Below are 21,065 nucleotides of genomic sequence, written 5' to 3'. Positions count from 1 at the left end.
CCGACCCTCAGGTGGCAGAAGTGGCCGCCTCCCTGCGTGCGATGCGGCCACGAGCGCCACACGAGCGCCGCGTCAGCACACGGATCGCGGCCGGACGCGGCCGCCCCCGACGCGCGCCCCAAGCTCAGGCGGCGAGGGCCAGGTACGGCTCCCAGCGCGGGTCCGAGCGGTCGGTGCCGCGCACCATCCACTGGGGTCCGCGCGGCGGGCGCGGCACGACCCGCAGTTCCCACCCCATCTCCTGCGGCGTCCGGTCGCCCTTGACGTTGTTGCAGCGCAGGCAGCAGGCGACGAGGTTCTCCCACGAGTCCGCTCCCCCGCGTGAGCGCGGCAGGATGTGGTCGATCGTCGTGGCGCTCTTCTCGCAGTACCCGCAGCGCTGGGCGTCACGGCGCAGCACGCCGCGGCGCGTGACGGGCACGTGGGTGCTGCCCGGAACGCGCACGTACCGGGTCAGGATGATCACCGCCGGGCGTTCCCACGAGCCGGATGCGGCCCACACCGGTTCACCCTCCAGGCGTTCGACCACGGTGGCCTTGTCGTTCATCACGAGCACGAGGGCTCTCTTGAACGACACCACGGCGAGCGGCTCGTATCCGGCGTTCAGCACCAGTGTGCGCATTCGTCATCCTCTCGAACGTCCGGGACGGCTTCCCGGTGATTCGACCTGTCGACGTTTCCCGATGCGCACGGGCATGAAAAAAGGCGCTGTCTCAGAGACAGCGCCTTGGCGCCACGGCAGTGCCGCGGAATCCGTTCATGCAATGCCGGAGGACGTGGCGTCCGAGCGCATCCATGGTGCGGATGCGTGGTGTGCGGTCCATCGGCTTTTCCCTCCGCTTCGTGGAGCGTCGGGTTTCAGGGTAACCCACGCCACGACGCGCCGGCGCGGAGGCCGGTGAACGCGTCGTGGCGTGTCGACGAACGTCGGACGATGACGGATGCCGTCAGCCGGCGTTGACCTGCAGCCACGCCCACGGGTCGACGACCGACCCGTTGATGTGCACCTCGAAGTGGAGGTGGTTGGCGGTGGAGCGTCCGGTGCTGCCGACGAGCCCGATCAGCTGACCGGCCTCGACGTACTGGCCGGCCTGGACCTGACGGCTGCCGTAGGTCATGTGGCCGTAGACGGTGTTGACCTGCTGTCCGCCCACGACGTGGTCGATGGTGACGGCGACGCCGTAGCCGTAGTGGCTCTCGCTCGAGACGCGGACGACGCCCGCGGCGGCCGCGTAGATGGGGGTCCCGCCGTCAGCGAGGAGGTCGACGCCCTGGTGGTAGCCGGAGTCGCCGAGTCCGCGGCCCTTGGTGAAGGTCAGGAGCGGCCAGCGGACCTCGCCGGTGCCGGGCGAGGTGAGGCTGATGTTCATCGGCACGGAGGACGACGACGAGGATGCCGCGGCGGCGGCCGCAGCGGCGGCGGCTTCGGCGCGGGCGACGGCGGCGGCTTCAGCCGCTTCCTTCGCCTTCTTCTCGTCGATCTCCTCCTGCGTGGTGGCGGAATAGCTCTCGCGCTGGATCTGCGATGCGCTGGCGTCGGAGGCGACGAGCAGCGACTGGGCGTTGTCGGCGGCGATCTGGTGCTGCGTGATCGCCTCCTCGCTCTGCGGCATGGCGGCGAAGGCGGGGATCGCGGCGGTGGCGACGAGGCCGCCCACCATGCTGAGGATCACCATCGAGCGCAGCGGCTTGGTCACGCGGCTCGGGGCCTTGGGGGTCGTACGGACGGGCGCGGTGGCGGCGGCCTTGCGGGCGGCGACAGCGGCCTTGCGCTCGGCGACGGCGGACTTCCGCTGTGCGACGGCGGCGGTGCGACGGGCGGCAGGAGTCTCGCTCCTGCGGGAACGACGGGTGGGAGGCGTCGCCTCGGTCGGGTTCTCGCCCTCGGGCGAGGAATTCTCTTCAGCCAATAGTTCCTCCGGCGCCTCTGCGCCGGGGGCGCTGGCTCGTCGGCACTCGGTGTTCGGGGCACAGTGTGCGGGTCGGGGGCCTCGGAAACGACGAGCCAGGGAGGCAATTTCCGAGGAGTCCTACGGCGGGCTAGTCGCCTGGGGACGGTCCGAGGCTACCCGAAGGTAACGAATAAGTCACGCTCAGACGGTGGACCGAGACGATTCCCAGGGACGGGACACCGCGCCGTCTCGGTCGTAGATCAGGCGGGCTCGGCGACGAGGAAGATGTGCGAAGCGACCTCGACGGGCAGCTCCAAGCCCTCGTCGACCCCGTCCATCTCGACCAGCACATACCCCTCGTTGAAGCGGAAGGACCCGTGCGCGCCGGGCATGACGCCGGCGCCCTTCAACTGCTGGAGGAGCTCCGGATCGACCTGCGCGGGCTCGGCGAGACGGCGGACGGTGCCGGTGATCGGCGCCCCCGCCTCGTTCATGCGCTTGACGAGGCCGACGACACCCTGCTCGAAGGTCTTGGCCGGAAGGTCGCCCAGCTGGTCGAGGCCCGGGATGGGGTTTCCGTAGGGCGACTCGGTCGGGTGCCCGAGGAGCTCCACGAGCCGACGCTCGACCTGCTCGCTCATGACGTGCTCCCAGCGGCAGGCCTCTTCGTGCACGAACGCCCAGTCCAGCCCGATCACGTCCGAGAGGAGGCGCTCGGCGAGACGGTGCTTGCGCATCACGTCGACGGCCTTCTGACGGCCGGCGTCGGTGAGCTCGAGACTCCGGGTGTCGGTGACGACCACCAGGCCGTCGCGCTCCATGCGTCCGATGGTCTGCGACACCGTGGGACCGGAGTGCCCGAGGCGCTCGGAGATCCGCGCCCGCAGCGGCACGATGTTCTCCTCTTCGAGTTCGAGGATGGTGCGCAGGTACATCTCGGTGGTGTCGATGAGATCGGTCATATGTGGGGCATCCTCCGCCGTCCGAGCCGGTGAGGACAGCCTATCCACCCTAGAATCGACCCATGCCCCACGTCGTGCTCCCCCGTGAGATCCTGCCCACCGACGGCCGCTTCGGATGCGGTCCGGCCAAGGTGCGCGGCGCGCAGCTGGAGGCCCTCGTCGGTCCCGGCGCCGCTCTGCTCGGAACCTCGCACCGTCAGGCCCCCGTGAAGGACCTCGTCGGGCGCGTGCGCTCGGGGCTCCGCGAACTCTTCCGCGCCCCAGAGGGGTACGAGGTCATCCTCGGCAACGGCGGGTCCACCGCGTTCTGGGATGCTGCCGCCTTCGGCCTGATCGAGAAGCGCAGCCAGAACCTCGTCTTCGGCGAGTTCGGCGGCAAGTTCGCCGCCGCGGCGAAGACCCCGTGGCTCGAGGCGCCCGACGTCCGCAAGGCCGACGCGGGCACCCGCATCCTCCCCGAGGCCGTCGAGGGCGTCGACGTCTACGCGTGGCCGCACAACGAGACCTCCACCGGCGTCAGCGCCCCGGTGCAGCGCGTGCACGGCGACACCGGAGCGCTCACCGTGATCGACGCGACGAGCGCCGCGGGCGGCATCGACCTATCGATGCACGAGGCGGACGTCTACTACTTCGCCCCCCAGAAGAACCTCGGCTCCGACGGCGGCCTGTGGATGGCGGTGGTCTCGCCCGCCGCCATCGAGCGGATCGAGCGGATCGCGGCATCCGGCCGTTACATCCCCGAGTTCCTGAGCCTGAAGAACGCCCTGGACAACTCGCGTCTGAACCAGACGCTGAACACCCCGGCGCTGACCACGCTGTTCCTCCTGGAGCAGCAGGTCTCGTGGATCCTCGACAACGGGGGCCTGCAATGGGCCGACGCGCGCACCCGCGAGTCGTCGTCGGCTCTCTACGAGTGGGCCGAGGCCTCGTCGGTTGCGACCCCCTTCGTGACGGATGCCGCGGACCGTTCGCCCGTGGTCGTCACCATCGACTTCGACCCGACCGTGGACGCCGCGGCGATCGCCTCGAGCCTCCGCCAGAACGGCATCGTCGACACCGAGCCCTACCGGAAGCTCGGTCGCAACCAGCTGCGCGTGGCGACGTTCGTCTCGATCGAGCCCGAGGACGTCCGTCAGCTCATCCGCTGCATCGACTACACCATCGAGCGCCTCTGACCGGGCGGGGCTGAGCCCCGACCCGGCGGACGGGCGGGGTCAGTCCTCGTCGTCGTCCGAGTCGTCGTCGTCCGAGTCGTCGTCGTCGTCCGAGTCGCCTTCGTCGTCCGAGTCGTCGTCCGAGTCGTCTTCGTCGTCCTCGTCGTCGTCATCAGAATCGTCATCGGCGAGTTCGTCGATGTCGACGCCGTCGACGTCCCCCGCATGGAGGATCCGCGAGCCGTCTTCGTCGAAATCGGCCGCATCGAGATCGTCGACGTCGTCGAGATCGTCGTCGTCGTCCGACTCGTCGTCGTCCGAACCATCATCACCGGCCTCGGCCGCGGCCTGCGCCGCCGCTTCCTGCGCGGCCTGGTACTCCGCCAGACGCTCGGCCCACGGCACCCACTCCGGCGCGAGGAGCGCGCCGTCGCCGGGGAGGAGCTCCACCTCGAGCACGGTGGGCTCGGCATCCTCGACCCGGGCGATGGTGACCGTCCAGAACCAACCGGGGTACCCGGCGAGGCGGTTCTCGAAGCGGAGCGAGACGACACCGTCGCCCTCGGCGCGGTACCCTGCGGCTTCGCCGATCGTCGACTCCGGCGTGATCTCGGCCAGCGCCGACAGCGCCAGCTCCCGGGCGTCCAGGAGCGACGGGTCGAACGGGATCTCAGGCGTCGAAGTCATCGGCGACCTTACGCAGCACCGCGGCGATCTTCTTGGCGTGGGCACCACTGGGGTAGCGGCCGCGACGGAGGTCACCGCCGATGCCGTCGAGCAGCTTCACGAGGTCTTCGACGATGACCGCCATGTCGTCCGCGGGCTTGCGCGATCGCTTCGACAGGCTGACCGGCGCCTCGAGCACGCGCACCGACAGTGCCTGCAGTCCGCGCTTGCCGTCGGCGACGCCGAACTCCAGGCGGGTGCCCTGCTTCGGTGACGGGGAACCGGCGGGAAGGGCCGAGGCGTGCAGGAAGACGTCCTGGCCGTCATCGGTGGTGATGAAGCCGAACCCCTTCTCGTCGTCGTAGAACCTGACCTTGCCGGTGGGCATCGAGACCTCGCTGGATCGGTGTGCCCGATCGACGGGCACGAAGAGAACACGGTGAAAGCGGGGTCGGCAGACCCCACCCTTCAGCCTACGGCACCACCCGCCGCGCGACAGGACCGCGCGTCCACAGGAGTAGGGTGAAACCGATGAGCACGCGCGCACCCGGGAACGATGTCCCGATCCGTCCGATCGACCGACTCCTGTCGTTCATGTCGCTGGGACTCCTGATCCTGTCGGTCGTGTGCTTCTTCGCGATCATGATCGGCTCGTCCTCCGGCGCCGACATGCAGTCCGGCGTCTGGCCGGCCGTCGCCTTCGTTCCGCTGTTCGGCTTGCCGATCGCCTTCCTCCTCCTTCTCGCCGTGCTCATCATGAGTTTCGTGCGGAGAGCCCGGGCCAACAAGGGCGACTGAGTGGCCTCCGACGAACGGGCCCTGGCAACGTGGCTGGCCGCCCGCAGTGACGACGATCTCGCCGTCATCTTCGCCGCACGCGGCGTCTCCCCCGCCGCCGGCTGGCGCGACTTCTTCGACGCCGCCGACGGGCTGCTCGATCCGATCTCGATCGATCGTGCGCTGACGAAGCTGCCGCGCGCCGCCCTCCAGGCCCTCGCCGATCCCGCAGGCGCCCCCGAGGCACCCGCCGTGTCCGACACGCTCGCCCTCCGCAGCGACACCGGCACCGTGTTCCCGACCGTCGCCGCCCGCGTGTCCGTCCTGGCAGAGGCGACGCCGGAGGCCTTCACCCCGCTTCCGGATGCCGCCCCCGTCGCCGGCGTCGGCGAGGCCGAGGCCGCCGAACGCGCCTTCACCGCCGCCGGCGCCCTCGCCGAGATCCTCGTCACCGCGCGCCGCGCCCCGATCTCGCGCACGGGCGCAGGTCCCGTCAGCGCGCTGGATCGACGGAGACTGCTCGAGGCCGACATCGTCGATTCCGCCGAGGAGCTCGACGATCTGCTCGCCGCCGCCGAGCACGCCGATCTCGTCGCCACCGACGGGCGTGAGTTCACCATCACCGGCGCGGGCGAGCGCTGGCTCGAAGTCCCGACCCTCGCCCGCTGGACGACGGTCGTCGAGGGCTGGCGCGACCGGCTGCCCGCCGGGCTCGCCTCCGCGGGCGGCGACATCCTCCCTCCCGCGCACTGGGCGGGGGCCTACCCGCTCGATCGGGACTGGCCGGCGCGCGCCGAGCAGAGCCGCCGGATCGCCATCCGCTGGGGGCTCCTCTCCCTCGACGGCGGCATGCCGGAGTGGACCCCGACGATCCTCGCCGGCGGCGACATCCCCACCGACACGATCGCGCCGCACCTGCCGGCCGAGATCGACCGCCTCTATCTCCAGGCCGACCTCACCGCGATCGCCCCCGGTCCGCTGGCCCCCGCGCTCGACATGCGCCTGCGCCGGATCGCCATCCGCGAATCGCGCGCTCAGGCCTCGACCTACCGCTTCACCCCCGAGAGCATCGCCGCCGGTCTCACCGAGGGCGAGACCGCGGAGTCGATCCACGCCTTCCTCGCCGAGGTGTCGCTCACCGGCATCCCGCAGCCGCTGGACTACCTGGTGCAGTCCACCGCCGATCGGCACGGACTCGTGCGCGTGTCGACGGATGCCGCCGGCCTCACCCGGGTCGAGAGCGTCGACCCGGCGCTCGTCGACGCGATCGCGATCGATCAGGCCCTGCGCCCCCTCGGGCTCGTGGCCGACGGCGGCGCCCTGCGCTCCCGCGCCGAGCGGAGCGTGGTGTTCTGGGCTCTGGCGGACGCACGGTACCCGGTCGTCGCGATCGACGCGCAGGGTTCCCCCGAGTCGCTCCACCGCCGCACCGCTCCCGTCCGCTCGGCGGTGACCGTCGCACCGCACACCGCCTATGCGCCGCTCATCGCGACCCTGCGCGCCCGCCATTCCGACACGGGCGAAGGGGCGTGGCTCGAGCGCGAACTCGACCAGGCGGTGCGTGCCAAGGCGACGCTGCTGGTCACCGTCCGCCTCCCCGACGCCAGCGAACGCACCTTCACGCTCGAAGCCTCCGGTCTCGGCGGGGGGCGCCTCCGCGGCCTCGACCGCGCCGCCGACATCGAGCGGACACTCCCGATCTCCAGCATCGTCGCCGCCGTCCCCACCGACGCCGTGCCCTCCGGCCGCCGCTGACCGGCATCCACCCGTCCCACCGCCGGTAGACTGGCACGTTATGGCTGACGGACCCCTCATCGTGCAGAGCGATCGCACCGTGCTGCTGGAAGTGGCGCACCCCGACGCCGAGACGGCACGGCACGAACTGGCGATCTTCGCCGAGCTCGAGCGCGCCCCCGAGCACATCCACACCTACCGCATCACGCGCCTGGGCCTGTGGAACGCCCGCGCGGCCGGCCACGAGGCCGACGACATGCTCGCCACCCTCGACCGGTTCTCGCGCTTCCCCGTTCCGCCGTCGGTGTCGATCGACATCCGCGAGACCGTCGGCCGCTACGGCCGACTCGTCATCGAGCGCACCCCCGTGGAAGACGACGGCTCGGGCGGCGACCTCGTCCTCCGCTCGACGGATGCCGCGGTGCTCGCCGAAGTGTCGAAGAACAAGCGCATCCAGCCGCTGCTGATCGGCCACCCGACCCCGGACTCGTTCCTCGTGGACGCGTGGGCGCGCGGGCAGATCAAGCAGGAGCTGCTGAAGATCGGCTGGCCCGCCGAAGACCTCGCCGGCTACACCCCGGGCACCCCGCACCCCATCGACCTCGCCGAGACCGGATGGGAGCTGCGGCCGTACCAGCGGCACGCCGTCGACACCTTCCGCGAGGGCGGGTCGGGCGTCGTGGTCCTCCCCTGCGGCGCCGGGAAGACCCTCGTGGGCGCGGGAGCCATGGCCGAGACGAAGACGACGACCCTCATCCTCGTCACCAACACCGTCAGCGCCCGGCAGTGGCGCGACGAGCTCCTCAAGCGCACGAGCCTCACCCCCGAGGAGATCGGCGAGTACTCCGGGGCGTCGAAGGAGATCAAGCCGGTCACCATCGCGACCTACCAGATCCTCACGGCGAAGCGGAAGGGCGAGTACGCCCACCTCGCGCTCCTCGACGCGCTGGACTGGGGGCTCATCGTCTACGACGAGGTCCACCTCCTCCCCGCGCCGGTGTTCAAGCTCACCGCCGACCTCCAGGCGCGTCGGCGCCTCGGCCTCACCGCGACGCTCGTGCGCGAGGACGGCCGCGAGGGCGACGTGTTCAGCCTCATCGGCCCCAAGCGCTTCGACGCCCCGTGGAAGGAGATCGAGGCGCAGGGCTTCATCTCCCCCGCCGTCTGTTACGAGGTGCGCGTGGACCTCCCCGTCGATGACCGGCTCGAGTACGCCGCATCCGCCGACGAGGAGCGCTACCGTCTCGCCGCGACCGCTCCCGCGAAGATCGACGTGGTGCGCAGCCTCGTCGACCGTCACGCCGGCGAGCGCATCCTCATCATCGGCCAGTACCTCGATCAGATCGACGTCCTCGCCGAGGCGCTGAACGCACCGAAGATCACCGGACAGACCCCCGTCGACGAACGCTCCGAGCTGTACCAGGCGTTCCGCGAGGGCGAGATCACGGTGCTCGTGGTGAGCAAGGTCGCCAACTTCTCGATCGACCTCCCCGAGGCATCCGTCGCCATCCAGGTGTCGGGGTCGTTCGGGTCGCGCCAGGAGGAGGCCCAGCGGCTAGGGCGGCTCCTTCGCCCCAAGCAGTCCGGTCACACGGCGAGCTTCTACACGCTGATCGCCCGCGACACGGTCGATCAGGACTACGCGCAGAACCGCCAGCGCTTCCTCGCCGAGCAGGGCTACGCCTACACGATCATCGACGCCGAGACCCTCAGCGCGGCCTGACTCCGGCCTCCCCTCTCACGCCACGGATGCCGCGGCGGACCTGAACGGATCGTCGGTGTTCGCTATGCGCGAGGCGCCGTACCGGCCGATATCCAGGCGCCGCGGCGAAAGCCTGACAATAATGGGCCGTATGACCGCACCGCGCATCCTCGTTGTGGACGACGAGCCGAACATCCGCGACCTGCTCATCCAGAGCCTCCGCTTCGCGGGGTACCAGGTCAGGGCCGTCAGCAACGGCGCCCAGACGATCTCGGCCGTCCTCGAGGAGGAACCCGACCTCATCGTGCTGGACGTCATGCTCCCCGACATGAACGGGTTCAGTGTGACCAAGCGCCTCCGCGGCGCCGGATACACCGCTCCGATCCTGTTCCTCACCGCCAAGGACGAAACCGAGGACAAGATCACCGGGCTCAACGCCGGCGGCGACGACTACGTCACCAAGCCCTTCAGCCTCGACGAGATCGTCGCGCGCATCCAGGCGATCCTCCGCCGCACGATGCAGGCCGACGAGGAGTCGGTCATCCGCGCGGGCGAGCTCACGATGGATCAGGACACCCACGACGTGCAGGTGGGCGAGGTGAGCATCGACCTCAGCCCCACCGAGTTCAAGCTGCTGCGCTACCTCATGCTCAACCCCAACCGCGTGCTGAGCAAGGCGCAGATCCTCGACCACGTGTGGGAGTACGACTTCAACGGCGACGCCGGCATCGTGGAGAGCTACATCTCCTACCTGCGTCGCAAGATCGATCCGCACTCCTCAGAGCCGCTCATCCAGACCAAGCGCGGCTTCGGCTACATGCTGAAGGCCGGCAAGACGGCCTGATCCGCCGTCGCGCCCGCCGCCCGCACCACCTCGAAGGAACCTCCTGTCCAGCCACCCGGATGCCGTCACCCGCTGGTGGCGCGGCACGAGCCTGCGCGCGAAGGTCACCGGCGTCACGGTCGCCCTGCTCGTGGTCGGCCTCTTCGCCGCCGGGATCGGCACGATGGCCTTCCTCCGGGAGAGCCTCGTCACGAGCGTGAAGACCCAGCTGACACAGCTGGCGGCCACCGACGTCACCAGCCCGCTGTTCCAGATCACGGTGGAGGACGGCGTCCCGACGTTCACGCGACGCGCCGCGACCCCGGCGGCGACGACCTACTTCGTGGCGATCTACGACGCCGACGGCGTGCTGCAGTCCACCGCCGGCGGCGGCGGACTCGTCGAGCCGGACTTCCCGAGCGAGTTCACCCTCGACGACACCTACCGGAACCTCTCCGAGCCGTTCACGCTGAAGAACACCGACGGCGGTCCTTCCTACCTCGCCGGAGTCGGCTTCATCGAGATCAGCGGTGTGCGCGACAGCTACACGCAGATGGTCGTGCAGCCCCTCGCGCCGACCAACGCGGTCGTTGCCAACTACCTGGCCATCTACAGCATCCTCGCCTTCCTCATCATCATCGGCGGGGCGGTCCTCACCCGGGCCCTCGTGACGCTCACGTTCCGCAGCCTCGGGCAGGTCGAGGCGACCGCCGACGCGATCGCGGCGGGCGACCTCAGCCTCCGCATGACCGACGTCGAACCGCGCACGACCGAGGTCGGACGCCTGAAGGCGGCTCTGAACGCGATGCTCAGCCGCGTGGACGGCGCTCTGGCCCAACGCGACTCGACGGTGCAGCAGATGCGCCGGTTCATCGGCGACGCCAGCCACGAACTGCGCACGCCGCTCGTGACCGTCCGCGGGTACGCCGAGCTCTACCGCATGGGCGCCATCCGCGGCGACGAGGAGATCGCCCAGTCGATGGAGCGGATCGAGAAGGAGGCGATCCGCATGGGACTCCTCGTCGAAGATCTCCTCGCCCTCGCGCGCCTGGACGAACGCCGCGACGTCGTCATCGCCGACGTGGACCTCCGCCCCATCGCCCGGGACGCCGCGCTCGACGTCCGTGCCGCCGCCCCTTCGCGACCGATCGCGGTGCTGGACACCACGGTGGAGGCGCCGCCGACCGCGCCCATCACCCGTCCCGTGCTGGACGCCGACACCGGGAAGCGCGGCGCCGAGACCCCGGCCCGCACGGGCGCCCTGGCGCGTCTGCGCCGCCGGCCGAAGCCCTCGGCCGCAGCATCCGTCTCCCCCGCGGAAGAGCTCACCCAGGCCCCGCCGGCCGGGATCGCCCCGGTCGTCCGGGGCGACGAGAACAAGATCCGTCAGGTCGTGACGAACCTCCTCGGAAACGCCCGCCGCTTCACCCCCGAGACCTCCCCGATCGAGCTCCGCCTCGGCGTGGATGCGGAGCGGGATCTCGGCTGGATCGAGATCATCGACCACGGCGAGGGCGTCCCGGATCAGATCAAGGACAAGATCTTCCAGCGCTTCTGGCGCGCCGACACCTCCCGCACCCGCGAGACCGGTGGGAGCGGCCTGGGTCTGTCGATCGTCGCCTCGATCGTGGAGGCGTTCCACGGTTCCGTCGACGTCCGCGACACGCCCGGGGGCGGAGCGACGTTCCGCGTCGGGTTCCCGCTCTCGCAGACGCGGGATGCCGCCGAACAGCTCGACCGCGACACCCAGCCGATCGACCCGCTGCCGGAAACGACTCCTCCCCGGGCCGCAGGCGTCTGACTAAGCTGATCCCCACACACCAGCGTCGGTGTGTGGTCGACGAAGGTCGACCGTCGTCCTCCGCCCGAAGGATCAGAGATGACCTCACGACCCTGGCTCGAGCACTATCCGGAGGGCGTCGCGGCCGATCTCGGCGCCCTCGGGTTCGACAACATCCCGGCGATGATCCGACACGCCGCCTCCGAATACGCCACGACCACCGCGTTCACCCAGTGCATGCCCAACGGCATGAACGGCTCCCTCAGCTACGCCCAGGTCGACACCCTCTCCGACGACTTCGCCGCGTACCTCCGCGAGGTGGTCGGCCTCGCCCAGGGCGACCGGGTCGCCGTCCAGATGCCGAACTGCCTCAGCTATCCGGTCGTGGCGTTCGGGGTGTTCAAGGCCGGGTGCGTCCTGGTGAACACCAACCCGCTCTACACGGCATCCGAGATGTCGAAGCAGTTCGCCGACTCGGGCGCGAAGGCCCTCGTCGTGATCGACATGTTCGCCGATCGCCTCCCCGAGGTCCTCCCGGCCACCGACATCACGACGGTCGTGACCGTGAAGATCGCGGAGTTCTTCCCCCCGATCATCGCGGGGGTCATCCGCATGGTGCAGAAGGTCTGGAACCGCTCGCTCCCACCGATCACCGTCCCGCACACGGGGCTCCAGGCCGCCCTCGCCGAAGGCCGGAAGCGCAAGAGCGACACCGCAGCCGGGGACTACCTCACCGGCGTCGGCCCAGACTCCCTCGCGGCGCTCCAGTACACCGGCGGGACGACGGGGGTCGCCAAGGGAGCGATGCTCTCGCACGGCAACCTCGTCGCCAACACGCGGCAGATGGTGACGATGTGCGGCACGCACATGCGCGCCGGCGTCGAGGTGGTCCTCACCGCCCTTCCGCTCTACCACGTGTTCGCCTTCACGGTGAACCTCCTCGGCTTCTACCACCTCGGCGCACGGAACATCCTCGTCCCCTCGCCGCGACCGCCCAGCAACCTCAAACGGGCGTTCGAGAACTACAAGATCACGTGGCTGACCGGCGTGAACACGCTCTTCAACGCCCTGCTCAACGAGCGCTGGTTCGTCGACAGCCCGCCCCGTCACCTGCGCGCCTCGGCCGCCGGAGGGATGGCCCTGCACGAATCGGTGGCCGTCCGCTGGCGGGAGGCGACGGGCACCCCGATCGTCGAGGGCTACGGCCTCACCGAGTCCTCGCCCGTCCTGACGTTCAACCCGCTGGGCGGGCAGGGCAAAGACGGCTCGATCGGCATCCCGGTCCCCTCCACGGACGTCCGCTGCGTCGACGAGAACGGCGTCGAGACGGCCGTCGGCACACCCGGCGAGCTGCTCGCGCGAGGCCCGCAGATCATGCTCGGCTACTGGCGGAAACCCGACGAGACGGCCGCGACCCTCACCGACGGATGGCTCCGCACGGGCGACATCGCCCAGATGGACGACGAGGGCTACTTCACCATCGTCGACCGCAAGAAGGACATGATCCTCGTCAGCGGCTTCAACGTCTACCCGAACGAGATCGAGGAGTGCATCGCCGCGATGCCGGGTGTCACCGAGGTCGGTGTCGTCGGCATCCTCGACGACACCACCGGCGAAGCGGTCCGCGCTTACATCGTCGCCGAGAATCCCCCGCCGACGGATGCCGAGGTCATCGCGCACTGTCGGCAGACGCTCGCGGGCTACAAGGTGCCGAAGTCGGTGCGTTTCGTCGACGAGCTCCCCAAGAGCCCCATCGGGAAGATCCTCCGCCGAGAGCTCCGCGACTCCGTCACCGCCACCATCCGCTCCCAGCCGGAGGACCGGTCGTGAACGCGCTGCTGATCCTGGCCTCCACGACGCCCCCCGCCGTGAACGAACAGGACGTCGTCACCCCGTTCGAGCAGGTGCTGCTGGTCGGCCTCGTCTTCGTGATCATGTTCGGTCTGGGCGCCGGCCTCACTCCGCGCGACTTCAAGCTCGCCCTCCGTCGCCCGTACGGACTGATCATCGGCCTCGTGACGCAGTTCGGCATCATGCCGCTGCTGTCGTACATCCTCGTGATCACGGTGCTCTTCCAGCTCCCCCGCGAGTACGCCGTGCCGGTGGCGATCGGCGCCCTCCTCATGGGGTGCGTGCCGGCGGGGACGACGTCGAACATCTTCACCTACTTCTCCAAGGGCAACCTCGCCCTGAGCGTGATCATGACGACGAACTCGACGCTGTGGGCACTGATCCTCACCCCGCTGATGCTCGCCCTCTACGGCTCGTTCATCTTCACCGAGAGCGCCGACCTCCAGATCCCGATCACGAACATCGTCGTGACACTCGCGACGCTTCTGATCCCGGTCGTGGCGGGCATGCTCGTGCGCCGGTTCAGCGCGAACATCGGCGCGGTGCTCGAACTCCTCGGCGGCTTCTTCGGGCTGTTCTTCATCGTGTTCCTCATGGCCACGTGGGTGCCGCGCAACTGGTCGCTCCTCACCGCCACGCCCTGGCAGACCTACGTCGTGGCGATCGGCCTGGGGCTCTTCGGCATCGCGATCGCCTACGGCCTCGCGCGCGCGATCCGCCTGCACCCCAGCAACGCCCGCACGATCGGCCTGGAGACCGGCATCCAGAACGGGCCGCTGGCCATCGCGATCGTGCTGCTGACGTTCGCGAACAGCCCCGACATCGGCTTGATCCTCATCGTGCCGGCGCTGTACTCGCTGTTCATCGTGATCGTGTCGACGTTCGTCACCCTGTGGTTCCGTCGGGCGAACCTCGCCGAGGAGCAGAAGATCCCGAACCTCCTCTGATGGCCGGCGCGGTCGTGCTGCTGCGGGGCATCAACGTCGGCGGCAGGAACCTGATCCGGATGCCGGAACTGCAGTCCGCGTTCCGCGACGCGGGCTACGCGGACGTGCGCACGTACATCCAGAGCGGGAACGTGCTCTTCACCACGGATGCCGTCGCCGGCCCCGCGCTCGAAGCGGATGTCGAGCGGGTTCTGGAGGAGCGTTTCGGCACCGCGATCATGACCGTCGTCCGCTCCCGCGACGACCTCGCCGCCGTCATCGATGCCGCCCCGCCCGGGCACGGCGACCCGGACCTGCGGAGCGACGTGCTGTTCCTGAAGGAACCCGCAGCGACACCGGACCTCCTCGCGGCGCTCCCGGAGCTGGATCCGGACGTCGATCGCGTGGCGAGCGGACCCGGGGTGCTCTACTTCAGCCGCGTGGCAGCCCGCGCGGGGTCCTCGCGGCTGACGCGGATCATCGGGATGCCGATCTACAAGCGCCTCACGATCCGGAACTGGAACACCACGACGCGGCTCCTGGCCCTCCTCGACGGCGACTGATCGTCAGCGCTGACCGGGGCGCTCGCGATCGGGACGGATCAGAAGGTCCCCGAGGTTCTCGGCGAGCCAGCCGTTCCACATCCCCACCCCTCGCCACGCGTCGCTGACGATGTCGAACACCTCCGGGGCCCACATCCAGTCCGCGAGCGGCTCGGTGCGGCCGACGGCGAGGTGCTTCAGCCGCAGCAGACCGATCCGGGGATGATCGATCGGATATCCCCGAGGAGCGGTGCGGACGGCGTCCTCGCTCATCGGCACGAGGTCGTCCTCGGCGAGCGCCGAGAGGAGGCCCTCCACCTCCGGTCCGCGCCGGTCGTCGTCGACGAGCTCGCGGAACCGCGCGAGCGCCGCGGGCGGGACGTCGTACGCGCCGCCGCCCACGAGCATCCCCGTCGCCGAGAGCTGCAGGTAGAACGCGACCGGCGCGAGCGAGACCATGCCGATGTGGAGCTTGTACGGCGATTTGTCGGCGCTGAAGCGGACGTCGCGGTTCGGCCGGAAGATCTTCAGCTGCCCGAACTCCGGCTCGAGCTCGGCGGCGAGGGCTTCGAACGGACCGCGGACGACGGCGTCGTAGCGCGCTTTGTTCGCGATCCACCATTCGCGGGTGTTGTCTGCGGCGAGCTCCTCATAGAAGCGCGGGGCGTCGGGGTCCAGTCCGTCGAAGGCCATGCCGCCGATCGTATCCGCCGGCGCCGGGAGCGGACCCGCGCCCCTTCTCCCCAGATGACGGATGCCGCGGCCCTCTGCACAGACGCCGGGATGCGCCACCGGGGGCCGGGGCGTCGGACCTAGCCTGAGGGCTCTTCCCACGACAGAAGGAGAATTCCATGGCCGTCTTCGCCGTTGACAGCGACGCCGTCATCGCCCAGTCCGCCGCCGTGCGCGGAACGATCGAACGCCTCCAGGCGGAGTCGACCGCGATGATGGCGCAGCTCACGAACCTGCAGTCCACGTGGACCGGCTCCGCCGCCGTCGCCTTCCACGGCGCCGCCGAGCAGTGGCGGGTCACCCAGCGCCACGTCGAGGAGGCCCTCGCGGGCATCAGCGCGGCCCTCGGCGCCGCCGGTCGCCAGTACGCCGAGACCGAGATGGCGACGGCGGGACTCTTCCGCTGACACGCAGAAGCGCCCCTCCCGAAGGAGGGGCGCTTCTGTCTTACAGGAACTGCTATCCGATCCTCGGGATCAGAAATCCATCCCACCGGTCGGGTCGCCCGCGGGAGCGGCGACCTTCTCCGGCTTGTCGGCGACGACGGCCTCGGTGGTGAGGAACAGGCCGGCGATCGACGCGGCGTTCTGCAGCGCCGAGCGGGTGACCTTGGCCGGGTCGATGATGCCCTGTGCGAACAGGTCACCGTACTCGCCCGAGGCGGCGTTCAGGCCGTGGCCGGCGGGAAGGTCGGCGACCTTGTTGGCGACGACACCGGGCTCGAGACCGGCGTTCAGCGCGATCTGCTTGAGCGGGGCCTCGATGGCCACGCGGACGATGTTCGCACCGGTCGCCTCATCACCGGTCAGCTCGAGGCTGTCCAGCGCCTTCTTGCCCGACTGGATGAGCGCGACGCCACCACCGGGGACGATGCCCTCCTCGACGGCCGCCTTCGCGTTGCGGACGGCGTCCTCGATGCGGTGCTTGCGCTCCTTGAGCTCGACCTCGGTCGCCGCACCCGCCTTGATGACGGCAACGCCACCGGCGAGCTTCGCGAGACGCTCCTGGAGCTTCTCGCGGTCGTAGTCGCTGTCGGTGTTGTCGATCTCACGACGGATCTGGGTGACACGTCCCTCGATCTGGCCGGCGTCGCCGGAGCCCTCGATGATGGTCGTCTCGTCCTTGGTGATGATGACCTTGCGGGCACGACCGAGGAGGTCCAGCGTCGCGTTCTCGAGCTTGAGGCCCACCTCTTCGGTGATGACCTGGCCGCCGGTGAGGATCGCGATGTCCTGCAGCTGCGCCTTGCGACGGTCGCCGAAGCCGGGGGCCTTGACGGCGGCCGACTTGAAGATGCCGCGGATCTTGTTGAGCACCAGGGTCGCCAGCGCCTCGCCCTCGACGTCCTCGGCGATGATCAGGAGCTCCTTGCCGTCCTGGATCACCTTGTCGACGATGGGCAGAAGGTCCTTGATGTTCGAGATCTTCTGGTTCGCGATCAGGATGTAGGGGTCCTCGAAGACCGCTTCCTGACGCTCGGGATCGGTGACGAAGTAGGGGTTCAGGTAGCCCTTGTCGAAGCGCATGCCCTCGGTGAGCTCGAGCTCGGTGCCGAAGGTGTTGGACTCCTCGACGGTGACCACACCCTCCTTGCCGACCTTGTCGATCGCCTCGGCGATGAGCTGGCCGATCTCGGGGTCAGCGGCGGAGATCGACGCGGTCGCGGCGATCTGCTCCTTCGACTCGACCTCCTTGGCGCCGTTGAGCAGCTCGGCGGTGATGGCCTGGACGGCCTTCTCGATGCCGCGCTTGAGGCTGATGGGGTCGGCGCCGGCCGCGACGTTGCGCAGACCCTCGCGCACGAGCGCCTGAGCGAGGACGGTCGCGGTGGTGGTTCCGTCACCGGCGACGTCGTCGGTCTTCTTGGCGACCTCCTTGACGAGCTCCGCGCCGATCTTCTCGAACGGGTCGTCCAGCTCGATCTCCTTGGCGATCGAGACGCCGTCGTTCGTGATCGTGGGGGCGCCCCACTTCTTCTCGAGAACGACGTTGCGGCCGCGGGGGCCCAGGGTGACCTTGACCGCGTCGGCCAGGATGTTCAGGCCGCGCTCGAGGCCACGACGGGCCTCCTCATCGAAAGCGATGATCTTTGCCATGTGGGTTTCGTCCTCCCAGGACGGTGGCTTACGGATTTAGCACTCAACGAAGCGGAGTGCTAAATCATTCTGGCACTCGACCCCCACGAGTGCAAGCCACCGGCCCGAGCAGCGGGCGCGGTCAGGCGACGACGCGTACCGACTCCGCCTGCGGGCCCTTCTGGCCGGAACCGACCGTGAACTCGACGGTCTGCCCCTCCTCCAAGACCCGGAAGCCGGTCATGTCGATGTTGGAGTAGTGGACGAAGACGTCCTGTCCGTCCGTGACCGTGATGAAGCCGAAGCCCTTCTCGGCGTTGAACCATTTGACGGTGCCCTGGGTCATGCTGATCTCTCCTGCTGCTGGTGGGACAGCGTCATCGTATGCATGCCGAGGGGCGCGAAACGGGGCCGGAGGGCACTTGTTGACACGGCGGAACCGAAGTGTTTACCGGGCTGAAACACCGGGCGCGCTCAGGGGGCGTCGGGAGCCGGTTCCCCGCCACCGGTGCGATCCACGCCCAGGACGATCGTGAGCTGCGAACGCTCCGGATCCGCCGACGGATACGCGTCGCTCTGCTCGGTGCGCGCGCCGCCGATGACGTCCGCGAGACCCGCCGCCGCGGCCTCGTCCTCCGGCGCCACGTAGTAGACGGTGGTCTCGGGGAAGTCGGTCGACCCGGCCTCGCTCGCGAGCACGTCGTCCGCCGCCCATCCGGCCGCGACGACGGCATCCTTCGTCTGCGTCGCCAGGCCCGCGGCATCCGTCGCGTTGAGGATCAGCACCTGGTAGGCCGTGTCGACGACGGGCTCCACCGCGGGGGTGGTCGCCGTCGGCACCGGTTCCGCCTCGGCGGGGAACAGCTCGATGCGACCGGAGAGCAGGAGGCTTCCGAAGATGCCGAGGACGATCAGGATGATCGTCGCGACCGCCGACCAGAGCAGAACGGCGCCGGCGCGCATGCGCGGGTTCTCAGCGCGGTGCGCGCCGACGCGCCCAGCGGAGGGGACGTCGTCGAAGCGATCCTTCGGGTATCGGTTCTTCGGCACCAGACGATGCTACCGGCCCGGGTCCGTGAGGCCCGAAGCGCCGGTTCAGCCGAGGCGGACCCGCGCCGCGCGATCGCGCAGCCGCTCCTCGCGGAGGCGACGCAAGCGCTTGACGAGCATCGGGTCGTAGGCCTGCGCCTCCGCCGTGTCGATGAGGCGACCGAGGAGCTGGTAGTACCGCGCCGGCGTCAGGGCGAGCTCCGCGCGGATCGCCTCCTCCTTGGCGCCGCCGTGCCGCTGCCACTGCGACTCGAAATCGAGCAGGGCGCGGTCGGTGTCGGTGAGGGGCACCCCCTCACGCTAACCCCGGGGCGCTCCGGAACCGCGGTGCCACACCACGCGTGCGCCGAGCGGATCGACCGTCGCGAGCGGTTCCGCGTCGAGGGCGAGGACGAATCCATCCGCCTCGGCCGACACCGGCCCTCGCCACGCGCCGTGGAGCTCGCGCGGATCGATCGTGATCCAGCGCAGCGGCCGCCCGGCGATCTCGCCGCGCGAGAGGGTCTCGACGATGCGCTCCCGTCCGGCGCGCGGCACGTGCGGGAGGACGCCCGGAGTGGTCACCACGAGCGTCAGCTCCTCGGGCACCAGGGATACCGCGCGGGCGAGGACCGCCGGATCCGACGCGTCGCCGCGCAGCAGGGTCGGAGGGTCGTCGCGGGCGATGTCCAGCGCCGCACGGATGCGGGCGGCCCGGCCCTCCTCCCCCGGCCACACGAGCGTCTCGAGGAAGCGGCGATCCTCCGGGTCGGCCGCATCGCGCGGGGCGAGGTCGATGCCTCCGCGCCAGCCGACGCGCGGCATCCGGAGCCTGGGGTCTCCTGCCAGCTCCGAGCGCAGGACGACGCGCGAGGCACCCCCGGCGGGGTCGAGGGCGATCGTCTCACCGTCCCGGTCGTACCGGTAGGAGTAGCGGTCGGGATACAGGCAGAGACCCGCACTCGCGCCGAGCTCGAGAAGCGCCACGGGACCCCCGATGAGCGCCAGGGCGGGGAGGAGCGCCGCGCACCGGAGGGGCTCGTTGGTCTGCAGGGTCCTCCGGCCGGTCTCCTCGACGAGGGCGTCCGTGTGGGCTCGGACCCACCCCGCCCACGCGGCGAAGCCCGCGAGCGGAGCACCGAGAAGCCGGGAGACCGCGAACACGAGGGGCGGCTGCCGACGGACGGCGGGGATGCGGGCGAGGATGCCGGCGATGCCCTGGTCTTCGGCCACTCCCGACGCCCACGCGGCGTACAGCGCCGACCGCGCGGGCGCCTCGTCGCGGGCGAACCGCCCGTATCGCTCCTGCACGGCCGCGATCTCCGCGGGCGCAGCGTCGACGGGCTCGGCATCCATGCGCCCATTCTCCCGGCGGACGTCCAGTCACACGGGAACACGCGCCCCCGGGGCACGGTTGAATAGGAACGATCGCGGCCGCGCCCTGCGCCGCGAAGGAGGCACGGAGGATCCATGAGCTACGCCGTAGACAAGAACGACGACCAGTGGCGCGCCGAACTGACCCCCGAGCAGTACGCCGTGCTGCGCGAAGCGGGCACCGAGCGCCCGTGGACCGGAGAGCTCCTCGATGAGAGCCGCGCCGGGCTCTACACCTGTGCGGCGTGCAACGCCGAACTGTTCAAGAGCGGCACCAAGTTCGACTCCCACTGCGGATGGCCGAGCTTCTACGAGTCGATCCGCCCCGAGGCGGTCGAGCTGATCGAGGACAACAGCCACGGGATGGTGCGCACCGAGGTCCGCTGCGCCGCGTGCGGATCGCACCTCGGCCACGTCTTCCCCGACGGATTCGGGACGCCGACCGGTGACCGCTACTGCATGAACTCGATCTCGCTGAACTTCACGCCCGAACCCTCCGCATGACCGGAGTCCGCGAGGCGGCGCTCGCGCGGCGCTCCTGCTCCAAGGTCACCGACGCCGCTCCCGACCCCGCGGAGCTGCTCGACCTCGTCACCGCCGCGGGACGGGTCGCCGATCACTCGTCCCTCCGCCCGTGGCGGCTCGTCGAGATGCGCGGCGAGGATCGGGCGATCCTGGGGCGCGCGCTGAACAAGGCCGACGGGAAGAAGGGCGTCTCGTCCAAGGCGATGCGCGCCCCGCTCGTGATCGCCGTCGTCGCCGCCTACCGCAAGAGCAAGGTGCCGCGGTGGGAGCAGGAGGCCGTCGCGTCCGGCGTCGCCCACCTGCTGAGCCTGCTGCTGGACGACGCCGGGTGGGGCGTCTTCTGGCGCACCGGCGAGCACACCCGGTCGAAGAAGGTGGCCAAGGCCCATGGGCTGCGCAAGAACGAGGTGCTCCTCGGTTGGCTGTACGTGGGCGGGAAGCCCGAGAAGGCACGGTCGTCCCACCGGAAGACCATCGACCCCACGGCCTTCGTCGGTCGGATGCCGGGCGCCCGCTGATCG

General features: G+C 70.0%; 23 protein-coding genes. 12 read left to right on the top strand and 11 right to left on the bottom strand.

The window, feature by feature from the left end:
• Positions 1 to 124: 124 nt before the first annotated feature.
• From KZC50_RS09495 to KZC50_RS09485, 3 genes are all read right to left on the bottom strand, one after another.
• Positions 125 to 622 carry an HNH endonuclease gene (locus KZC50_RS09495; protein WP_310891483.1) on the bottom strand — a complete coding sequence of 166 codons (498 nt, stop codon included), beginning with the start codon at positions 620 to 622 and terminating at the stop codon, positions 125 to 127.
• A gap of 325 nt (positions 623 to 947) precedes the next feature.
• The gene (locus KZC50_RS09490; protein WP_236967630.1) at positions 948 to 1,910 is read right to left on the bottom strand and encodes a M23 family metallopeptidase; all 963 of its coding nucleotides are present in this window, start codon (positions 1,908 to 1,910) and stop codon (positions 948 to 950) included.
• Between the two features lie 242 nt (positions 1,911 to 2,152).
• Positions 2,153 to 2,854 (bottom strand): iron-dependent transcriptional repressor DtxR, encoded by a 702-nt coding sequence (locus tag KZC50_RS09485; protein ID WP_310891482.1) that lies wholly within the window; start codon positions 2,852 to 2,854, stop codon positions 2,153 to 2,155.
• A gap of 62 nt (positions 2,855 to 2,916) precedes the next feature.
• On the opposite strand from KZC50_RS09485, the gene serC reads away from it, so the two are divergent.
• Complete coding sequence (gene serC / locus KZC50_RS09480) at positions 2,917 to 4,029, top strand: phosphoserine transaminase (protein ID WP_301134995.1); 1,113 nt, start codon at positions 2,917 to 2,919, stop codon at positions 4,027 to 4,029.
• Positions 4,030 to 4,068: 39 nt separating this feature from the next.
• Here serC and KZC50_RS09475 read toward each other — a convergent pair whose 3' ends face one another.
• Together KZC50_RS09475 and KZC50_RS09470 are read right to left on the bottom strand one after the other, a co-directional pair.
• Positions 4,069 to 4,695 (bottom strand): DUF3027 domain-containing protein, encoded by a 627-nt coding sequence (locus tag KZC50_RS09475; RefSeq protein WP_310891481.1) that lies wholly within the window; start codon positions 4,693 to 4,695, stop codon positions 4,069 to 4,071.
• Positions 4,679 to 5,062, bottom strand: a complete 384-nt coding sequence (locus KZC50_RS09470) for a cold-shock protein (protein WP_301134998.1) — start codon at positions 5,060 to 5,062, stop codon at positions 4,679 to 4,681. Before KZC50_RS09470 ends, KZC50_RS09475 begins: the two co-directional genes overlap by 17 nt.
• 143 nt (positions 5,063 to 5,205) lie before the next feature.
• Between KZC50_RS09470 and KZC50_RS09465 the strand changes: the two genes are divergently transcribed.
• The 8 genes from KZC50_RS09465 to KZC50_RS09430 all read left to right on the top strand — a co-directional run bounded on the left by KZC50_RS09465 (position 5,206) and on the right by KZC50_RS09430 (position 14,830).
• Positions 5,206 to 5,472, top strand: coding sequence for a hypothetical protein (locus KZC50_RS09465; RefSeq protein WP_053547926.1), 267 nt, complete (start codon positions 5,206 to 5,208; stop codon positions 5,470 to 5,472).
• Positions 5,473 to 7,206: a helicase-associated domain-containing protein gene (locus KZC50_RS09460; RefSeq protein ID WP_310891480.1), complete on the top strand. Its 1,734-nt coding sequence runs from the start codon at positions 5,473 to 5,475 to the stop codon at positions 7,204 to 7,206.
• Between the two features lie 40 nt (positions 7,207 to 7,246).
• Positions 7,247 to 8,908, top strand: coding sequence for a DNA repair helicase XPB (locus KZC50_RS09455; protein WP_053547924.1), 1,662 nt, complete (start codon positions 7,247 to 7,249; stop codon positions 8,906 to 8,908).
• A gap of 130 nt (positions 8,909 to 9,038) precedes the next feature.
• Complete coding sequence (locus KZC50_RS09450) at positions 9,039 to 9,731, top strand: response regulator transcription factor (RefSeq protein WP_053547923.1); 693 nt, start codon at positions 9,039 to 9,041, stop codon at positions 9,729 to 9,731.
• Between the two features lie 163 nt (positions 9,732 to 9,894).
• Positions 9,895 to 11,511, top strand: a complete 1,617-nt coding sequence (locus KZC50_RS09445; protein WP_375294593.1) for a sensor histidine kinase — start codon at positions 9,895 to 9,897, stop codon at positions 11,509 to 11,511.
• A gap of 78 nt (positions 11,512 to 11,589) precedes the next feature.
• Positions 11,590 to 13,320: an AMP-binding protein gene (locus tag KZC50_RS09440; RefSeq protein WP_310891478.1), complete on the top strand. Its 1,731-nt coding sequence runs from the start codon at positions 11,590 to 11,592 to the stop codon at positions 13,318 to 13,320.
• Positions 13,317 to 14,288, top strand: a complete 972-nt coding sequence (locus KZC50_RS09435; protein WP_310891477.1) for a bile acid:sodium symporter family protein — start codon at positions 13,317 to 13,319, stop codon at positions 14,286 to 14,288. The genes KZC50_RS09440 and KZC50_RS09435 overlap by 4 nt, the downstream gene beginning before the upstream one ends.
• Complete coding sequence (locus KZC50_RS09430) at positions 14,288 to 14,830, top strand: DUF1697 domain-containing protein (RefSeq protein WP_310891476.1); 543 nt, start codon at positions 14,288 to 14,290, stop codon at positions 14,828 to 14,830. Before KZC50_RS09435 ends, KZC50_RS09430 begins: the two co-directional genes overlap by 1 nt.
• A 3-nt stretch (positions 14,831 to 14,833) precedes the next feature.
• On the opposite strand, the gene KZC50_RS09425 is transcribed toward KZC50_RS09430, so the two are convergent.
• Positions 14,834 to 15,502, bottom strand: coding sequence for a DUF2461 domain-containing protein (locus tag KZC50_RS09425; RefSeq protein WP_310891475.1), 669 nt, complete (start codon positions 15,500 to 15,502; stop codon positions 14,834 to 14,836).
• Positions 15,503 to 15,660: 158 nt separating this feature from the next.
• Here KZC50_RS09425 and KZC50_RS09420 point away from each other — a divergent pair, with 158 nt between their 5' ends.
• Positions 15,661 to 15,948, top strand: a complete 288-nt coding sequence (locus tag KZC50_RS09420) for a WXG100 family type VII secretion target (RefSeq protein ID WP_053547920.1) — start codon at positions 15,661 to 15,663, stop codon at positions 15,946 to 15,948.
• A 69-nt stretch (positions 15,949 to 16,017) separates the two neighbouring features.
• Here KZC50_RS09420 and groL read toward each other — a convergent pair whose 3' ends face one another.
• From groL to KZC50_RS09395, 5 genes are all read right to left on the bottom strand, one after another.
• Complete coding sequence (groL, locus tag KZC50_RS09415) at positions 16,018 to 17,637, bottom strand: chaperonin GroEL (protein ID WP_301135010.1); 1,620 nt, start codon at positions 17,635 to 17,637, stop codon at positions 16,018 to 16,020.
• Positions 17,638 to 17,758: 121 nt separating this feature from the next.
• A complete protein-coding gene (locus tag KZC50_RS09410; protein WP_053547918.1) occupies positions 17,759 to 17,962 on the bottom strand; it encodes a cold-shock protein in 204 nt (67 codons plus the stop codon).
• A gap of 128 nt (positions 17,963 to 18,090) precedes the next feature.
• Positions 18,091 to 18,666: a LytR C-terminal domain-containing protein gene (locus tag KZC50_RS09405; protein ID WP_310891474.1), complete on the bottom strand. Its 576-nt coding sequence runs from the start codon at positions 18,664 to 18,666 to the stop codon at positions 18,091 to 18,093.
• A gap of 45 nt (positions 18,667 to 18,711) precedes the next feature.
• A complete protein-coding gene (locus KZC50_RS09400) occupies positions 18,712 to 18,957 on the bottom strand; it encodes a DUF3263 domain-containing protein (protein WP_053547916.1) in 246 nt (81 codons plus the stop codon).
• Positions 18,958 to 18,966: 9 nt separating this feature from the next.
• The gene (locus tag KZC50_RS09395; protein ID WP_310891473.1) at positions 18,967 to 20,001 is read right to left on the bottom strand and encodes a DUF2332 domain-containing protein; all 1,035 of its coding nucleotides are present in this window, start codon (positions 19,999 to 20,001) and stop codon (positions 18,967 to 18,969) included.
• Between the two features lie 114 nt (positions 20,002 to 20,115).
• Here KZC50_RS09395 and msrB point away from each other — a divergent pair, with 114 nt between their 5' ends.
• Both msrB and KZC50_RS09385 read left to right on the top strand, forming a co-directional pair.
• Positions 20,116 to 20,523, top strand: coding sequence for a peptide-methionine (R)-S-oxide reductase MsrB (msrB, locus tag KZC50_RS09390; protein ID WP_053547914.1), 408 nt, complete (start codon positions 20,116 to 20,118; stop codon positions 20,521 to 20,523).
• Positions 20,520 to 21,062 (top strand): nitroreductase family protein, encoded by a 543-nt coding sequence (locus tag KZC50_RS09385; protein ID WP_310891472.1) that lies wholly within the window; start codon positions 20,520 to 20,522, stop codon positions 21,060 to 21,062. Before msrB ends, KZC50_RS09385 begins: the two co-directional genes overlap by 4 nt.
• Positions 21,063 to 21,065 lie beyond the last annotated feature (3 nt).

Origin of the sequence: Microbacterium aurantiacum (assembly GCF_031625015.1) — a bacterium.
GTDB classification, from domain to species: Bacteria; Actinomycetota; Actinomycetes; order Actinomycetales; family Microbacteriaceae; genus Microbacterium; species Microbacterium aurantiacum.
The sequence above is the reverse complement of the archived record's forward strand: the minus strand, read 5'-3'. Positions and strand labels throughout refer to the sequence as shown.

Excerpts from the sequence above, each read along its gene's own strand:
- KZC50_RS09495 (WP_310891483.1), bottom strand. The coding sequence starts at position 622 with ATGCGCACACTGGTGCTGAACGCCGGATACGAGCCGCTCGCCGTGGTG.
- KZC50_RS09485 (WP_310891482.1), bottom strand. The coding sequence starts at position 2,854 with ATGACCGATCTCATCGACACCACCGAGATGTACCTGCGCACCATCCTC.
- serC (WP_301134995.1), top strand. The coding sequence starts at position 2,917 with ATGCCCCACGTCGTGCTCCCCCGTGAGATCCTGCCCACCGACGGCCGC.
- KZC50_RS09475 (WP_310891481.1), bottom strand. The coding sequence starts at position 4,695 with ATGACTTCGACGCCTGAGATCCCGTTCGACCCGTCGCTCCTGGACGCC.
- KZC50_RS09470 (WP_301134998.1), bottom strand. The coding sequence starts at position 5,062 with ATGCCCACCGGCAAGGTCAGGTTCTACGACGACGAGAAGGGGTTCGGC.
- KZC50_RS09465 (WP_053547926.1), top strand. The coding sequence starts at position 5,206 with ATGAGCACGCGCGCACCCGGGAACGATGTCCCGATCCGTCCGATCGAC.
- KZC50_RS09455 (WP_053547924.1), top strand. The coding sequence starts at position 7,247 with ATGGCTGACGGACCCCTCATCGTGCAGAGCGATCGCACCGTGCTGCTG.
- KZC50_RS09450 (WP_053547923.1), top strand. The coding sequence starts at position 9,039 with ATGACCGCACCGCGCATCCTCGTTGTGGACGACGAGCCGAACATCCGC.
- KZC50_RS09445 (WP_375294593.1), top strand. The coding sequence starts at position 9,895 with ATGGCCTTCCTCCGGGAGAGCCTCGTCACGAGCGTGAAGACCCAGCTG.
- KZC50_RS09440 (WP_310891478.1), top strand. The coding sequence starts at position 11,590 with ATGACCTCACGACCCTGGCTCGAGCACTATCCGGAGGGCGTCGCGGCC.
- KZC50_RS09430 (WP_310891476.1), top strand. The coding sequence starts at position 14,288 with ATGGCCGGCGCGGTCGTGCTGCTGCGGGGCATCAACGTCGGCGGCAGG.
- KZC50_RS09425 (WP_310891475.1), bottom strand. The coding sequence starts at position 15,502 with ATGGCCTTCGACGGACTGGACCCCGACGCCCCGCGCTTCTATGAGGAG.
- KZC50_RS09420 (WP_053547920.1), top strand. The coding sequence starts at position 15,661 with ATGGCCGTCTTCGCCGTTGACAGCGACGCCGTCATCGCCCAGTCCGCC.
- groL (WP_301135010.1), bottom strand. The coding sequence starts at position 17,637 with ATGGCAAAGATCATCGCTTTCGATGAGGAGGCCCGTCGTGGCCTCGAG.
- KZC50_RS09410 (WP_053547918.1), bottom strand. The coding sequence starts at position 17,962 with ATGACCCAGGGCACCGTCAAATGGTTCAACGCCGAGAAGGGCTTCGGC.
- KZC50_RS09395 (WP_310891473.1), bottom strand. The coding sequence starts at position 20,001 with ATGGATGCCGAGCCCGTCGACGCTGCGCCCGCGGAGATCGCGGCCGTG.
- msrB (WP_053547914.1), top strand. The coding sequence starts at position 20,116 with ATGAGCTACGCCGTAGACAAGAACGACGACCAGTGGCGCGCCGAACTG.
- KZC50_RS09385 (WP_310891472.1), top strand. The coding sequence starts at position 20,520 with ATGACCGGAGTCCGCGAGGCGGCGCTCGCGCGGCGCTCCTGCTCCAAG.